The sequence below is a fragment of the Lichenihabitans psoromatis genome (assembly GCF_004323635.1).
GTDB lineage: Bacteria > Pseudomonadota > Alphaproteobacteria > Rhizobiales > Beijerinckiaceae > Lichenihabitans > Lichenihabitans psoromatis.
The window spans coordinates 3,860,230-3,874,145 of record NZ_CP036515.1; the positions used below are offsets into that span (position 1 = coordinate 3,860,230).

At 62.2% G+C, this 13,916-nt stretch carries 14 protein-coding genes; 5 read left to right on the forward strand and 9 right to left on the reverse strand.

Annotated features, from left to right (window positions below; all coding sequences use genetic code 11):
- Nucleotides 1–117 precede the first annotated feature (117 nt).
- Both EY713_RS18020 and EY713_RS18025 read left to right on the forward strand, forming a co-directional pair.
- On the forward strand, nucleotides 118–1,737 hold the full coding sequence (locus EY713_RS18020) for an adenylate/guanylate cyclase domain-containing protein (RefSeq protein ID WP_165491182.1): 1,620 nt from the start codon (nucleotides 118–120) through the stop codon (nucleotides 1,735–1,737).
- Between the two features lie 49 nt (nucleotides 1,738–1,786).
- Nucleotides 1,787–2,659 (forward strand): ATP-binding protein, encoded by an 873-nt coding sequence (locus EY713_RS18025; RefSeq protein ID WP_131117589.1) that lies wholly within the window; start codon nucleotides 1,787–1,789, stop codon nucleotides 2,657–2,659.
- A gap of 171 nt (nucleotides 2,660–2,830) precedes the next feature.
- Here the strand turns inward: EY713_RS18025 and EY713_RS18030 are convergent, their stop codons facing one another.
- The 9 genes from EY713_RS18030 to EY713_RS18070 all read right to left on the reverse strand — a co-directional run bounded on the left by EY713_RS18030 (nucleotide 2,831) and on the right by EY713_RS18070 (nucleotide 10,547).
- Entirely contained in the window at nucleotides 2,831–4,324 is a 1,494-nt protein-coding gene (locus tag EY713_RS18030; RefSeq protein WP_131117592.1) for a peptidoglycan DD-metalloendopeptidase family protein, read from the reverse strand.
- Nucleotides 4,325–4,496: 172 nt separating this feature from the next.
- On the reverse strand, nucleotides 4,497–5,204 hold the full coding sequence (locus tag EY713_RS18035; RefSeq protein WP_131117595.1) for a protein-L-isoaspartate O-methyltransferase family protein: 708 nt from the start codon (nucleotides 5,202–5,204) through the stop codon (nucleotides 4,497–4,499).
- A 20-nt stretch (nucleotides 5,205–5,224) separates the two neighbouring features.
- Nucleotides 5,225–5,989, reverse strand: coding sequence for a 5'/3'-nucleotidase SurE (gene surE, locus EY713_RS18040; RefSeq protein ID WP_131117598.1), 765 nt, complete (start codon nucleotides 5,987–5,989; stop codon nucleotides 5,225–5,227).
- A 1-nt stretch (nucleotide 5,990) separates the two neighbouring features.
- Complete coding sequence (gene serS / locus EY713_RS18045) at nucleotides 5,991–7,286, reverse strand: serine--tRNA ligase (protein ID WP_131117601.1); 1,296 nt, start codon at nucleotides 7,284–7,286, stop codon at nucleotides 5,991–5,993.
- 111 nt (nucleotides 7,287–7,397) lie between these two features.
- Complete coding sequence (gene tatC / locus EY713_RS18050; protein WP_131117604.1) at nucleotides 7,398–8,192, reverse strand: twin-arginine translocase subunit TatC; 795 nt, start codon at nucleotides 8,190–8,192, stop codon at nucleotides 7,398–7,400.
- Complete coding sequence (gene tatB / locus EY713_RS18055; RefSeq protein WP_131117606.1) at nucleotides 8,189–8,890, reverse strand: Sec-independent protein translocase protein TatB; 702 nt, start codon at nucleotides 8,888–8,890, stop codon at nucleotides 8,189–8,191. The genes tatC and tatB overlap by 4 nt, the downstream gene beginning before the upstream one ends.
- 75 nt (nucleotides 8,891–8,965) lie before the next feature.
- Complete coding sequence (locus EY713_RS18060) at nucleotides 8,966–9,229, reverse strand: twin-arginine translocase TatA/TatE family subunit (protein ID WP_131117608.1); 264 nt, start codon at nucleotides 9,227–9,229, stop codon at nucleotides 8,966–8,968.
- A gap of 114 nt (nucleotides 9,230–9,343) precedes the next feature.
- Nucleotides 9,344–9,856: a transcriptional regulator LdtR gene (gene ldtR, locus EY713_RS18065; protein ID WP_227400698.1), complete on the reverse strand. Its 513-nt coding sequence runs from the start codon at nucleotides 9,854–9,856 to the stop codon at nucleotides 9,344–9,346.
- A gap of 226 nt (nucleotides 9,857–10,082) precedes the next feature.
- On the reverse strand, nucleotides 10,083–10,547 hold the full coding sequence (locus EY713_RS18070) for a DUF6163 family protein (protein ID WP_131117613.1): 465 nt from the start codon (nucleotides 10,545–10,547) through the stop codon (nucleotides 10,083–10,085).
- Nucleotides 10,548–10,752: 205 nt separating this feature from the next.
- Here EY713_RS18070 and hemB point away from each other — a divergent pair, with 205 nt between their 5' ends.
- The 3 genes from hemB (at nucleotide 10,753) to EY713_RS18085 (ending at nucleotide 13,861) form a co-directional block, all read left to right on the forward strand.
- Complete coding sequence (gene hemB / locus EY713_RS18075; RefSeq protein ID WP_131117616.1) at nucleotides 10,753–11,796, forward strand: porphobilinogen synthase; 1,044 nt, start codon at nucleotides 10,753–10,755, stop codon at nucleotides 11,794–11,796.
- A gap of 106 nt (nucleotides 11,797–11,902) precedes the next feature.
- A complete protein-coding gene (locus tag EY713_RS18080) occupies nucleotides 11,903–12,457 on the forward strand; it encodes a YciE/YciF ferroxidase family protein (protein WP_131117618.1) in 555 nt (184 codons plus the stop codon).
- A gap of 63 nt (nucleotides 12,458–12,520) precedes the next feature.
- Entirely contained in the window at nucleotides 12,521–13,861 is a 1,341-nt protein-coding gene (locus EY713_RS18085) for a branched-chain amino acid ABC transporter permease (protein WP_131117621.1), read from the forward strand.
- Nucleotides 13,862–13,916: the final 55 nt, after the last annotated feature.

Here is a 13,916-nt window from a genome sequence, read left to right on the forward strand (position 1 = left end):
ATGACGGACTGACCGATTCGGTTCGTCGACGGATGATGCGGCTGGGTTGTCGACGGCTATCGTACAAGCATCATGCTTCCGAGGCGCGACCGCCCGGATTTTGACGATCGAGACGATATGCTTCTGCAGACACCAGCGCCCAAGAGCGACTCACTCGAAACCGATCAAATGGCGCGCGCGCTGGCCTCGTTCGTCAGGGCGGAATTCGAGGCACCTGTCCACGTCGTTGCGGGCTTCGTCGATCTCCTGATCGAGGATGCGCACCGAGACGGGATGGATCACTATCTCTCGGACCTCGCCAAGATTAAAGTCGCAAGCGACCGGCTCGACCAAATGGTGGTTGGTCTTCTCGATGGCGTGCATGAAGGCTTGCCTCTCGCGGGACGCGAGATCGAAGCCATGTCGAGCAAGCTGCGCCACGATCTCCGGACGCCGATCACGGCGATCCTCGGCTACGGCGAGTTGCTGAGCGAGGAAGCGCGTGACAACGGAGACGACGCCTTTTGCGGCACGATCGACGGCATGGTCGACGCGTCCCGCCGCTTGCTGGGGCAAATCGATGGCATGATGCACCTGCTGCGGGGGCAAGGGTTGACGCCGACGACCGTCGAGGAAACGCCAGCTGAGCCGCCGAAGCTGCAACAGGCTGTCGAGGCGATCCGTGCCGTGCTGTTCGACCAGCACGTCTTACAGCCGAAGACGGTCGGTCGCATTTTGGTCGTCGACGATAATGTTTCCAACCTCGATCTTCTCTCGCGCCGTCTTACCCGCGACGGGCACTCCGTCCAGTTATGCGATTCCGGCGAGGGCGCACTCGCCTTGCTGAAGAGCGAGCCGTTCGACCTCGTTCTCCTCGATCTCATCATGCCCGGGATGAATGGCATCGATGTCTTGCGGCAGCTTCGTTCCGACAGCGCGACGCGGCAACTCCCGGTCGTGATGATTTCGGCCATGGACGAGGTCGATGGTGCCGTTCGCTGCATCGAGGCTGGAGCGGACGATTTTCTCTCGAAGCCGCTCAACCCCGTGCTGCTGCAAGCCCGCATCAACGCGGCGCTTGAACGAAAGCTGCTGCGGGAGCGCGAGGCCGCCATCACCGAGCGGCTCCAAGCCGAACGTGAGCGCTCGGAAAACCTCCTTCGCAACGTGTTGCCGGCGTCGGTGGTGGATCGACTGCGGGCCGGCGAAACCGTGATCGCGGACCATTATGCCGATGTCTCGATCCTGTTTTGCGACCTCGTCGGCTTCACGGCGCTTGCCTCGCGGCTCAGCCCGGGCGAGACGCTGGATCTCCTGAACGGCATCTTCTCCGAATTTGACCGCTTGGCCGCGCAGAACGGGTTGGAAAAGATCAAGACGATCGGCGACGCCTATATGGTGGCTGGCGGTCTCCCGCAGGAGCTGCCGGACCATGCAGCGCTGGTGGCCGCGATGGCCTTGGAAATGCCCGCCGTCGTGGCGGCGGCGAGCCGCTCCGCTGGCGAGCCGTTGAACGTGCGGCTCGGCATGCACACTGGTCCCGTCGTGGCCGGCATCATCGGCACCCACAAATTCGTCTACGATGTGTGGGGCGACACGGTGAATACGGCAAGCCGGATGGAGCGCTACGGCACGCCGGGGCGCGTTCACATCACGCAGGCAACGCGGGACGTCCTCGGCGCGCGCTACACCTATGAGGCCTTGCCCCCCATGAGCATCAAGGGCAAAGGCATCATGGAAACCTATCTGATCCGCTGACGCTCTAAAGCGGTCACATCATCAAGCCGCAACACGCCGGACGGAGGCCATGCCAACACTCGACCCCTCTTATCTCGCGCTGCTCGAGCGCATCGCGAGCGCGCTCGACCGCATGACCCCACCGGCCGCGACCGATCCCGATTTCGATGCGGCGGACGCGTTCGTCTGGTCGGCGTCGATGTCGGAATTGCAGCCTGTGCGCCGCGTCAACAAGGTCGACGTCGAGCTGCTGCGCGGCATCGACCGGGTTCGCGATCAGTTGCTCGACAACACGCTGCGGTTCGCCAAGGGTTTGCCGGCCAACAACGCGCTGCTCTGGGGCGCACGGGGCATGGGCAAATCATCGCTGGTCAAGGCCGCTCATGCGGAAGTCAACGCAAGTGGCGCGAAACGTCGACTGAAATTGATCGAGATTCATCGCGAGGACATCGACTCGCTACCGGTGTTGATGGGCCTGCTTCGTGAAGCGCCACATGCCTTCATCTTGTTTTGCGACGACTTGTCGTTCGATGGCGACGACACGTCCTACAAGTCGTTGAAGGCGGTGCTCGAAGGCGGCATCGAAGGGCGACCCGACAATGTCCTCTTTTATGCAACCTCGAATCGGCGGCACCTGATGCCCCGCGACATGATGGACAACGAACGCTCGACCGCGATCAACCCCGGCGAGGCGGTGGAGGAAAAGGTGTCGCTGAGCGACCGCTTCGGCCTCTGGCTCGGTTTCCACAAATGCTCGCAGGACGAATATCTCGAGATGGTCCGCGCCTATGCCGATAAATTCGGCTTGGATGTTCCGGACGACCGTCTCGTGGCCGACGCGCTGGAATGGTCGACGACACGCGGCGCTCGCTCGGGCCGCACCGCGTGGCAGTTCATCCAAGATCTCGCAGGGCGTCTCGGAATGACGATCACGACGTCATAGCTTGCCCAAGATGCTGTGAAGGCGCGGCAGACCGCCAGAAGCAGCAAGGCGGCAGGCCTTTCCTTGGACCTGCCGCCTCATGTCGCTTCCCAGGTTTCGTGTCTCGCGGAACCTCGGAAGCTTGCCGGACGACGGAGCTCTCTGGGCTCAGTCGAATGGGTTGGCGGGGCGCTAGAGCCCGGCCAAATAGCTGGTGGGGTCGACCGGGGTCGAACCCTTCCGCAGCTCAAAATGCAGCTGCGGCGAGGCGACATTGCCGGATTGACCGGATTTCGCGATCGTTTGACCGCGCTTGACCTGATCGCCGCGCTTGACGTCGAGCTCGCCATTATTGGCATAGGCGGTCACGAAGCCGTTTGGATGCCGGATCAGAACGAGATTGCCGTATCCCTTCAATTCGCTCCCCGCATAGGCAACCGTGCCGTTTTCGGCCGCCTTAACCGAGGTGCCTTCCGGCACCGCGATATTGATGCCGTCATTGCCGCCGCTACCGCCCTTGAAACCCTGGATGATGCGGCCGCGAGCAGGCCAGCGGAACTCAGGATTACCGGACGCATCGGTTGCCGGTGCGGAAGCCGCGACGCTGGCTGTGGGCGCCGGATCAACCTGCTTCGCCGCTGCGGGAGCGCTCGGAGCGGCTTCGAGCGAGGCCGTGCGAACGGCGGCAGGAGCCTTGGTGGCAGGAGCCTTGGTGGCAGGAAGCGCCTTGATGGCTGCAGTCTTGACCGGAACCATCTTCGCGGTTGCAGGCTCCGCCTTCTCGGTCCGAGCGGTCTTTTCTGCCTTCTTCTCGGCGTCGGCAGTCCTCGCTTCGGCTTTCGCAGCCTTGACGCGCTCGGCGATTGTCACTCTTTCGGACACGATGCGCGGCGCGGCGGCCACGACACGGCCTTGAGCCGGGGCGGCTGCATGCGCCGGTGCTCGCTCGGCCGCAGCCGCCATGCGCTCGGCTTTCGGCTTCAGCAGCTCGGCCTTGGCAAGTTTGCGATCGGCCATTTTGCGCAGCGCGGGCGGCTCGGTTACGCGTTGGGGCTCCTGACGTGCTTCGCGGGCAGGCTCGTTCCGGGCAGGCTCGTTCCGGATCGGTTCGGCCCGCGCGACCTGAGGCTCGGGCCGTTGAGCGGCCGCGACCGCGTTATAAACCGGGATCGTTATGCGGCTGCCGGGCCGAACGTCAGCCGAGGTCCGCAGGCCATTGGTCTGCAGCAGAGCCGTCGGCGGTACGCCATAACGCTTCGATAGCAGGTCGGCGCTCTCGCCGGGCCCAACCGTCACGGCAACGCCGCCCGACGAGGTCCAGCCGCCGTAGGACGAGCCGGAAGCCGTGCGAACAGGAGTTGGCTCGATCGAGCCCGTCGTCTCGTGGCTGACTGGTGCGTTGTAAGACGTCATCAGGCGCGGACGAAGTGGCTCGGCCGCGGCGACCGACGAGGTCGGCGCAGAGAGTGCGCGGCTTATGACAGGGGGGGAGCGACCCGCCGGGATGGTTCGGCCGTGCATTGGCGCGGGAGCCGGCTCGTTCGACGCGGTCGCAAAAGGATTGGAGAACGGATCCGTCAACCGCGTCGAGTCGGTCGAGCAACCTGCCATCAAGGCCGCGACGGCGCCGACGGCACAGAATTGGAGGGCAAGGCGGCCATGCCCGAAGGGCGCAATCTTACTCATCAGCGAAACCCATCCACGAACCCGTCGTCACTGAGGATGATTAAAGACCGGGGGGGTTAAGGGACGGTTTAAGATGAATCGAAACCTTCGATTTTGACGAAATCTCGTGTGCCTTAAGATTTGGGCCACACGAATGCCATGATGAGTTGCGGATCGGCGAGCGCAGTCGACGTCACAAAACCGCGGATCGTCCCTTGCAGGCGCCCTGCAATCGCGAGGGGCGAATGGCGGTTTCGAGCGGACCGCCATCGCGGTCGAGCGTGATCCGCATGAGAGTTTGCGATCGCCGCCGTTCTCGGGTCGAGGCCAGATTTTCGGCGTAGATGAGGGTACCGCCCGGCGCCAATCGTCCGAGCAGCGACAAGGGCGCTTCGTCGAGCCCGGCATGAACGACGATTCGATCGAACGATCCCAGCCTTTGATGCGGGTCGAGACCGTCCTCCCAGTCGATCGTCGCATTGGTGATGCCAAGCCGATCGAGCCGCGCGCAGGCTTCGATCGCGAGATCCTGAAACCGTTCGATTGCCACCACGTCCCGCGCGAGGCGCGACAAAATCGCGGTCGCGTAACCCGTTCCAGCACCGACCTCGAGCACGCGGCATTGCGGTGTACAGGAGAGTGCCTCGAGCACGGAGGCAACGAAACTTGGCTCGGGCATGGTCTGCCCGCATCCGATTGGCAAAGCGATATCGCGGCCCGCGAGATCGGCATAGCGGTGGGGAACGAAGATGGCGCGCGGCACGGCTTCCATGGCGCGTAAAAGCGCGAGGTCCCGGATGCCCGAGGCTCGCAGGCGGAGCAAAAACGACGCGGTTGCCTCAGCCGATCTCCGCTCGGGGTCGTCTCGATCGACGATGCCGGGAGGGAGCGACCACGTCATGGCTCAGGCCAACCGGGCTTTCACGCGAAAACTTCCGCATACCGTTGCAAAGACGCGTGATGGGTTAGATCAAGTCGCAATGGCGTGATCGAGATGGCATGGCGCGCCAGAGCTTCGAGATCGGTCCCCTCCCCCGGCGTGATCCCATCTCGCGCGAAGCCGATCCAGTAATAGGCGTTGCCGCGCCCATCCTGACGCTCGTCGATATGGACGAGATCGCTGCCGCGCTGTCCCTGCTTCGTCACCGCCACCCCACGTACGGCATCAGGAGCGCAATCGGGGAAGTTGATGTTCACCAACGTGCCGCCCGCGATGGTCTCGTCTAGCAATTTGCGGATCAAAGCCGGGGCATGCGCTTCGGCACAGTCCCAAAACGGGTTCTTACGGCCGGTCGTTGGACCATAGGCTTGGCTCATGGCAATCGAGGGAATACCGAGGAGCGTGCCTTCCATGGCGCCCGCGATGGTGCCCGAATAGGTCACATCTTCCGCGACATTCTGGCCGCGATTCACACCCGACAGGATGAGATCGGGCCTCCGATCTTTCAGAATCGCCTTCACGGCCATGATGACGCAATCGGTCGGCGTGCCCTTTAGGGCGAAATGCTGCGGACTGATTTCGCGCAATCGCAACGGATCGGAGAGCGACAGCGAATGCGCCACGCCCGACTGATCGGTTTCGGGCGCCACCACGACGACATCGTCCGTCAGGCTGCGGGCAATCCGCTCCATCACGGCCAAACCAGGCGCATGAATCCCATCGTCGTTGGTGATCAGAATGCGCATGTCAGTCCTTTCGCACGGGATGGAGCACCTCGATGCCTCCCATATAGGGCCGCAACACCTCAGGCACCGTGACGCTTCCGTCCTGATTCTGGTAATTTTCGAGAACTGCGACGAGAGCACGGCCCACCGCGACCCCCGATCCGTTCAGCGTATGGACGAAGCGCGTCGCTTTCGCGCCGGCGGGACGGTAGCGCGCGTCCATGCGCCGGGCCTGGAAGTCGCCGCAGCCCGAGCAGGAGGAGATCTCGCGATATTTCCCCTGCCCCGGCAGCCAGACCTCGAGATCGTATGTTTTCACCGACGCAAATCCCATATCGCCGGTGCAAAGCAACATGACCCTGTAGGGCAAGCCAAGTTTTTGCAGCACGGCCTCGGCACAGCCGGTCATCCGCTCGTGCTCCTCACGCGAGGTTTCGGGTGTCGTGATCGACACCATTTCGACCTTGGTAAATTGATGCTGTCGAATTATGCCGCGTGTGTCGCGTCCAGCCGATCCTGCTTCGGCCCGAAAGCAATTGGTCAATGCCGTGAGCCGCATCGGCAACTGCTTGTCGTCGACGATGCTGTCGCGCACCAGATTGGTAAGCGGGACCTCGCCTGTTGGAATCAACCACAACTCGTCGCCGGCCCGGAACTGGTCGTCTCGAAATTTCGGCAATTGCGCGGTGCCAACCATCGCGTCGGCACGCACCAGCAGCGGCGGATCGATCTCCTGATAGCCATGCTGATCGGTGTGTAGATCGAGCATAAACTGCCCGAGGGCGCGATGGAGCCGCGCTAAGCCGCCACGCAGCACCACGAATCGCGCGCCGGACATCTTGGCGGCCGCCTCGAAATCCATGAGGCCGAGCGTTTCACCGACCTCGAAATGTTCACGCGCAGGGCTATCGGCCGGAAAGGAGCGAGGCTCGCCGTGCCGACGGATCTCGACATTATCGTGTTCGTCCCGACCACGCGGCACGTCGGCATCCGGAATATTTGGAATTTCGAGCAGGGCGGTCTGCAAGGCCATCACGGCCTCGCGCTCCTCCGCTTCGTAGGTCGCCGAGGAGGCTTTCAGGCTCGCGACCTCGGCTTTCAACTCATCGGCGCGCGCCATGTCCTTGCGGCCCATAGCCTGGCCGATTTCCTTGGCGGCCGCGTTACGCCGCTCTTGAGCCGATTGGGATTTCGCGATTGCCGCTTTGCGGATGTCATCGAGCCCCAACAGCGTCGCGCTGAGCGCATCGAGGCCACGAAGCTCCCTGCCGTGATCGAAAGCCTCGGGATTCTCGCGGATCCACTTGATGTCGTACATTGCGATCTATGCGCCCTATGAGATCACGGGCGGACGAAGCGCCCGCGATCGATCAAACCGACGGAGACGTCAGCGAGGCGCGCCCCGCTCTCGTCTCGCGCGTCGGTCTTATCAGGTCGAACGATCTGCCGCAGCCTTCCTGGCGCGTGATTTCTCGATCATGCTGACAGCGATGACGGCACCCTCGTAGAGAACCAGCATCGGCACCGCCAGCGACATCATCGAGATCACGTCGGGCGGTGTCAGGATCGCGGCCGCGATCGCGACGATGACGATCGCGAAACGGCGTTTCGATCGTAGGAATGCGGCATCGATGACGCCGATCTGACCCAGCAGCGTTAAAATGACCGGAAGCTGAAACGCGATCCCGAAAGCAAAGATCAGCGTCATGATGAGAGAGAGATATTCGCTGACCTTCGGCAGCAACTCGATCGTCGCTTCGCCAGGCACGTTGACCTGCGTATAGCTGACCGAAAAGCGGATCAGCAGCGGTAGAACGACGAAATAGACCAGCAACGCCCCAAGAACGAAGAATAGCGGGGTCGCGACAAGATACGGCACGAAGGCATTCTTCTCGTGCTTATACAGCCCAGGCGCGACGAACATGTAGATTTGCGTCGCGATGATCGGGAAAGCGATGACGGCAGCGCCGAACATCGACAGCTTCATGTTGGTGAAGAATTGCTCGAGAAAATGCGTCGCGATCAGCTTCGCATTCTCCACCCCGACCACCGCGACGAAGGGATAGACCAAGATATTGTAGATGTGCTTCGAGAAATAGAAGCAGATCACGAAGGCGACCAGGAACGCGATCACCGACTTGATCAGCCGCGAGCGCAGCTCGATCAGATGCTCCATCAAAGGAGCTTTGGAGGCCTCGATGTCGTCGATCGGCACGGTCGTCATTGTTCGGTCGCCTCGTGCCGACGAACCCGCACAGTCCTGGCGCGCAGGCCGAGATCGGCCTGCGCCTCTTGCCGGAGCGCCGCGGCCCCGACGCGTCGCTTCGGGAGAACGATCTTCCGCTTGCGCGAGGGGCCATCCCCGACCGACGTCATGTCGTCCGCCAGAGCGCCGTTGACAGTTGATGGAGCAGCGACGATCGCACTATCAAGAACGGCCAAAGGCGGTTCGATCATAGGCTGCTCGATCGCCGGGTGATGGCTAATCGCCTCGGTCACGGCGTTTTGCTCGACCACGGGCGCAAATCCGGCGGCAGCTGCCGTTGCGCTCACATCGTCAGCGATCAGGTCGGATTGATGCGGGAGCGAAAAACCGTCGGTCGCGGCCGATGTTGGCGGCGCAAGAAGCGGACCGGACGGGGTCACCGCATTAGTCAATTCACTTTGAATGTCGCGGACAGGGTCGAAATGCACCTTGAGATCAGCTTGGCTGGTCATCTTGGCCATTTCGTCGCGGATGTCCTGAATGTCGGCCTCTTTCATGGCATCCATGAACTGGCCCTGGAACTCGCTCGCCATCCGACGCAACCGGCCGACCGCCTGCCCCACTTGCCTCAGCACGCGCGGCAGATCCTTCGGGCCGATCACGACCAACGCGACCACGCCGATGATCAGAAGCTTTCCGGCGTCGAAATCGAACATGGATACTCAAGTCGTCGTAAGAAGATGAGCCTCACGGCGAGGTCGCCCGAGGCTGCCGGCGGCGAAGCGGTCGGATCAAACGACCCGATGCGTTTCCGTGGTCTTCTCGATCGGCTTGCCCTGATGATCGATCGAACGAACCTGATCGACATTGACGGGCGTCACGGGCGTGATCGGTGCCTTGGCATCAGCCACGTCGTCGTCAGCCATGCCCTTCTTAAAGGACTTGATGCCCTTGGCGAAGTCACCCATCAGATCGGAGACCTTGCCCTTACCGCCGAACAGCAGCAGAAGCACGCCGCCGACGATGATCCAGTGCCAAATGCTCATACCACCCATCGACGCAACCCTCAGGCAATGTCGTCACCGCTCGCCGAGACGGCAGCAGGACCCTTGACCGCAACCTAAGCGTCAAACGGGGCAAAAACAAGCGCGCGCGGCATCCTGCACCGCTTAGAGGCGGTAGCGGATCTGATCCGTCCAGAAGCGCTCGAGACGCGTCAAAGCTTGGTTGAGCTTAGCGAATTCGTCACCCGAAATTCCGCCGATCTGCTCCACAGTCGTGACATGCTTTTCATAGAGCGACGTGACGATATTGTGAATGTCCTGCCCTTTTTCGGTCAGGCTGATCCGCACCGACCGACGATCGATGCGCGACCGGGCGTGGTGAAGATAGCCCATTTCGACCAGCTTCTTGACGTTGTAGGACACGTTCGAGCCGAGATAGTAGCCGCGGGTGCGGAGTTCGCCGGCCGTCAGTTCCTTGTCGCCGATGTTGTAGAGCAGCAGCGCCTGGACCGAATTGACGTCGTTGCGACCGCGCCGGTCGAACTCGTCCTTGATGACGTCCAGAAGCCGGCGATGCAGCCGCTCCACCATGGTGAGCGCTTCGAGATAGACCGGACGAACGTCGTTGATCCGCTCGCTTCGGGTCTGTGCCACATCAACTTTAGCAACCGTTGCCATTCGACGCCCCATGTCTGATCTGCGAGGCGGCTCTACCGACCCCCTTCGCTCTGATCCAAGAAATAGGCTAAGCGCATGAAGACGAGTTTAAACAACAGAATGAACGCAGCGTTTACTCGTTTGGGTAAATCGAAAGTGAAGTAGCCGATTTTTAAAAGCGTGTATTTGAATTAAATACATCGATTAATTGTTTAGTTTCCTTACCGCCGTTGCTCGTGAAGACTTGTTAAACATAAGCCGCGTTCTCGCGAGCCGCCTGATACGTAAGCAGGAAGTAAACGATCACCAGAACGACATCGACGACACCGACCACAAGGTCGAAATCGAAGAAGCCGGGCAGGATCAGGATCGTGAGCCATTGCGCCGCAACCGTGACCAGCCAGACGACCCCGCCCCAGGCCGCCGCCAGCCATAGTCCAACGGCCGCGACGAGATCGATCACCGCGAAAAACATGACCGCCGCGACCCCGATCGAGGTCATCGTACTCAAGGTCGCGGTCGAGTCCGCGTCGCTGGATAGAACAGACCACCAATGCAGCAGGCCTTGCAGGACCCAAAGGAGCGAGAGCAGCCGCATGAACCACACCAACAACGTGCCGAAACGCGTCTCCGCGCCGGACCGCTCGGCCGACCCGATCTTGATGGCCGGGAGCGGGGGCTTGTAGCGCGGCGTGTTGGACACTGACTTCACGCTTCGGGCGTCCTCTCGTTGGATCGTCGCCGCTGCACATGCAGACGCGATGCTCGGAAGAGATGGTCGGACCCACATTTGTCAAGTGCGCGACCCGATCGGTCGGCGCGACGATCCGCTCCGCCTCAATCCAGCGTCTTTTCGTCAAACCACAGGCTATGCTAGGTTTGAAACATTATAAGAAGGCCGAGAGGCGGAGATCACCATGTTGCATCGCGTCGAGGACGACCGGAATGGCCGGCCCGAGCAGCGCCCGAGAGCGCATTTAGAGCTCTCCCACCGTCCCCGCCGCAACCGCAAATCGGAGTGGGCGCGTCGGCTGGTGCGGGAGAATGTGCTGACGACCGATGACCTGATCTGGCCGATGTTCCTTGTCGAAGGCAGCGGGCGCCGGGACGCCATCGCTTCGATGCCGGGTGTTGATCGCTTTTCGGTCGACGAGGCAGTGCGGGCCGCCGTTCGGGCGCGGGAACTCGATATTCCGGCGATCGCCTTGTTCCCCAATACGGCGCCGACGCTGCGCGACGCCATCGGCTCCGAAGCGCTGAACGATCAGAACCTCGTTTGTCAGGCATGCCGCGCCATCAAGGCGGAGGTGCCGGACCTCGGCATCGTGGCCGATGCAGCGCTCGATCCCTACACGAGCCACGGGCACGATGGGATCATGCATGGCGAAGAAATCCTCAATGATGCGACCGTCGACCTCTTGGTCGCGCAGGCCATCAACCAGGCTCGATCGGGTGCCGATATCATCGCGCCCTCGGACATGATGGATGGCCGCGTCGCCGCGATCCGGGCCGGGCTCGATGCCGAGGGCTTCGACGACGTGCAGATCATGAGCTACGCGGCAAAATATGCGTCGGCATTCTACGGGCCGTTCCGCGACGCGATTGGCACCAGCACGACGTTAATCGGCGACAAGCGGACCTATCAGATGGATTCGGCCAATAGCGACGAAGCCATGCGAGAGGTCGCGCATGACCTCGCCGAAGGCGCCGACATGATCATGGTCAAGCCGGGCATGCCCTATCTCGATATCGTGCAGCGCGTGAAGGCGGAGTTTAGCGTCCCGACCTTCGCGTATCAGGTGTCAGGCGAATATGCGATGATCGCGGGCGCGGCGCGGAACGGCTGGATCGATGGTCCGCGCGCCATGATGGAGAGCCTCATCGCCTTTAAACGCGCGGGGGCTGACGGCATTCTTACCTATTTCGCCCTCGAGGCGGCCGAGCGGCTGCGCGCGGGTTAAACATCGTCGCCGCAATCAGCGTGTCGCACCATCGCCCTAAAAGTTGGCCGTCGACGGAAGCATTGCTCTCGTCACCAGGGACATCCAGCAATTTGAGGGGAACGACATGGGATCGAAAACAAGGACGTTGAGCGACCTCTTCATGCATACGCTGAAGGACGTCTATTACGCCGAACGGCATATCGGCAAAACCTTGCCGAAATTGGCCAAAGCCGCTGATTCGGATGAGCTGAAGCAGGCGTTCGAGCAGCATCGTGACGAAACCCATGCGCAGATCGAACGACTCGAACAGGTCTTCGAGCTGCTCGGCAAGAAGGTCCAGAGCGTGCCGTGCGAGGCGATCCAAGGCATCATCGAGGAAGCCAAGGACATCATGGACGAGTTCGAGGGCAGCCCGGCGCTGGATGCCGGGCTGATCGCGGCCGCGCAAGCCATCGAGCATTACGAAATCGCACGCTATGGCGCGCTGCGCTCCTGGGCATCGCAGTTGGGGCTGAATCAGGTTGCGACCTTGCTTGAGGAAACGCTGGCCGAAGAAAAACACGCGGACGCGCGCTTGAGCGAGTTGGGCGAGCGGCTCAACGCCGCGCAAGGCGGCCATGACGCGATGTCGGATGCGCTGAGCGAAAGCCACACCGACACGAAGACCACCGAACACTAGCGGCCTCGCAGCCCGATCGTCGATGCCGCTTTCTATTCGAGGCGGCTCGACTACGATCGAGGCATGAAACTCCCGGTCCGTGTCTGCGTCCTGGTCCCCCTGGTCGTGATGGCCCTCTCGCTTGGCGCCTGCACGCCCGCGTTGGATCGAGATCAGGCGCGGATGTGCCGGATGGTCATCGAAGCGCTGACGGACGATGCCGCCGTCACCATCGTGCATCAATCCCTCGTGGTCGCCGGGCCTGATCCCACGATCCGCGTCGACTACCGGCTCAGCGACGTGGCCGCCAACGCAACCGCCCGTTGGGTGCAATGCAGCTTCGACAATGGTGCCCGACGACTCTCGCTGACCGCGCTGCGGACCGAAACGGGACCCTTGTCAGAGCCGCGCGTCTTCATGCTCAACCGGTTCTGGCTCGAATCGAGCGATCGCGTGCCGAACGACCCCTTGCCCATCGCCGGCGCCGAGAATGCCGTCGTGCTTCCGGTCGAAATTGGCTATTGGCTGCAGCAACTCGTCAACGCCTGTCCATCATGTGCGGTCTATGGCCTGTTGGCGGCCGCCTACTCGCTCGTCTACGGGCTGATCGGCCGGATCAATCTCGCCTTTGGAGCCTTTGCGGCGATCGGGGGGCTTGCGGCGCTTATCGTCGTCCTCGGCTTGAGCGGATTGCCGGTCTGGCTGATCCTGCCTGGTTCCATCGCCATCGCGATCCTGTGTACGCTCTGCCACGGGCTAGCGATCAGTCGGCTCGTTTTTCAACCGCTTCAAGGCGCGACCGGGCAACAGGGACTGGTTGCGACGGTCGGCTTGTCTCTGTTTCTGGGAGAGTATTTGCGGCTGGTCCAAGGCAGCCAAGCGCGCTGGATCGTGCCGATGCTCGATACCCCACAAGCGCTCGCCAGGGACGACGCCTTCACGGTCACGGTCACGCCGATCGCGGTGCTGGTGAGCCTCGTGGCGGGCGTTGCGGCGGCGGCGCTTCTTCGCGCCATGACGTCTTCGCGGTTTGGCCGGGAATGGCGGGCCTTCAGCGACGACCCGCAAGCCGCCGCCCTGTTTGGCATCGGCCGCAATCGGATCGTGGCTCAAACCTTCGCGCTCGCCTCGGCCCTGGCCGGACTCGCCGGTGCAATCACGATTCTGATGTTCGGCGACTTCAGCGTCGCGTTTGCGACTACCCTCGGTTTGAAGGCGTTGACGGCCGCCGTGCTAGGCGGGATTGGCTCGGTGCCGGGCGCATTTCTCGGCGGCGTGTTCGTCGGGATGATCGAATCGGGATGGTCTGCCGCGTTCCCGATCGTTTATCGCGACCTTGCGGTCTATGGTGTGCTGGTCGCCACCCTGATCTGGCGCCCTGGTGGATTTCTCGGTTTCCCGACCCTCGTGCCGCGTCGCGTGTAGCGCCCATGTTGCGCGCTCGATGCCCGCTTCCGCCGATCCTCATCAAAGGCGGCCC